This window comes from Thauera phenylacetica B4P (assembly GCF_000310225.1).
GTDB lineage: Bacteria > Pseudomonadota > Gammaproteobacteria > Burkholderiales > Rhodocyclaceae > Thauera > Thauera phenylacetica.
On sequence record NZ_AMXF01000447.1, the window covers coordinates 1 to 1,435 of the forward strand.

The following is a 1,435-nucleotide window of genomic DNA, read 5'->3' on the forward strand; positions in this document are numbered from 1 at the left end:
GATCTAGGCTCGCCAGCCAGGTCGCGACGCGGCTCGCGGCGGCACGCCACGCCGCGCCCTCTGCGGCCATCGTGGGGCTGACCGCCTCCACCAGCGCGAGCCCGGGCCGTGCCTCGGCGAGAGTGGCTTCGAAGCGCCGGGCGAGCGCCGGGTCGCCCAGCACCTGGTACTGGCGAGCGCTGCGCTCGAGCTCCGCGCTGCGCTCGCGGAGCGCGCGCGCAGAGGTGCTCAGGGCGAGCGCGCGCTGCTTGTCCTCCTGGATCGCGAGCACGACCGCCTCCATGCCGCGCCAGGCGCCTGCGACGGCGACGGCCAGGCTGGCGGTGATCAGCAGGAAGCTCGCGAGCAGGATGGCGCGAAAGGAGAGGCGATGCATGCGGGGATCGGTTTGCGCACCGCAGCGGCGCGCCGCGATGGGGACGACGAGTCTAGGTCAGGGCGGGCCGGGGCGCAGCCATGCAAATGCAAGGCGAAGTAAATGGCGGGCATGGGCGTCGCCGCCGGGCGACAGCGCAAAAATGTTTGTATTCAGTCGCTTGAGTGCGCCGGCCGGACGCGGTGTCGGGCACGGGCGACAGTTCCCGCCCCAGTCCGCGCCGGCACGCGCGCGCGCCTTGCGCCAAGTGCCTGGCCGGCAAGGGGAAAAACCATGCTGGCATGGGGATTGCTCTCGAGGGTGTGGAGCGCAGCGCCGGAGCTGCGCCCGATTCCAGGAGAGACAATGTTCAACAAGCCCAATCTGTTCCATGGCGCCGGCGAGGCGTCGGCACCGCGTACCGTCCAGCGCACCGCAGGCACGAACGTCGCCGCGGCCTCCCCCGCGCAGCCCGCCGAAGCCGGCACCTCGGCCGCTGGGCGCGAGGCGCCGGCGGTGGAGCGCGGGGATGCGCCCGCGGCCGCTGGTGTCGCGGGCGAGAGCCGGCTGATCGTCGGTCCCGAGGTGAAGCTCAAGGGCGCAGAGATCCTCGACTGCGACACCCTGGTCGTGGAGGGCCGGGTCGAGGCGACGATGGACAGCCGTGTGCTGCGCATCGCGGAGAAGGGCGCCTTCAAGGGCACGGTCGGCATCGACATCGCCGAGATCCACGGTCACTTCGAGGGCGAGCTCACCGCCCGCAAGCAGCTGCTGATCCACGCCGGTGGTCGGGTGAGCGGCAAGATCCGCTACGGCAAGATCCTGATCGAGGAGGGGGGCGAGCTGTCCGGCGATGTACAGTCGCTGAGCACCGCGGGCAAGGAGCTGCGCGCGGTCGACGACAAGCCGAGGGCGCTCGCCGCAGTGGCGGGCTGAGCCGGTGCGCAGGACGCATGTTCGGCCTTGGGAGCGGGCATGCCCGCGCATGGCACGACCGCAGCGGCGCTGTGTGCGCGGGGATGCGCCGCCGCGGCCGGCGGCGCCCTGCGGGTCGGTGCCGCCCGGTGGCGAGTCCTCGGG

At 72.6% G+C, this 1,435-nt stretch carries 1 protein-coding gene and 1 pseudogene; one reads left to right on the forward strand and one right to left on the reverse strand.

The window, feature by feature from the left end:
- Positions 1-376: pseudogene (locus tag C667_RS22905) on the reverse strand (two-component sensor histidine kinase); the annotation flags it as partial.
- Between the two features lie 345 nt (positions 377-721).
- Between C667_RS22905 and C667_RS22910 the strand changes: the two are divergent.
- Positions 722-1,291, forward strand: a complete 570-nt coding sequence (locus C667_RS22910) for a bactofilin family protein (protein ID WP_004388582.1) — start codon at positions 722-724, stop codon at positions 1,289-1,291.
- Positions 1,292-1,435 lie beyond the last annotated feature (144 nt).

Coding starts and splice junctions, on each gene's coding strand:
- C667_RS22910 (WP_004388582.1), top strand. CDS start 722: ATGTTCAACAAGCCCAATCTGTTCCATGGCGCCGGCGAGGCGTCGGCA.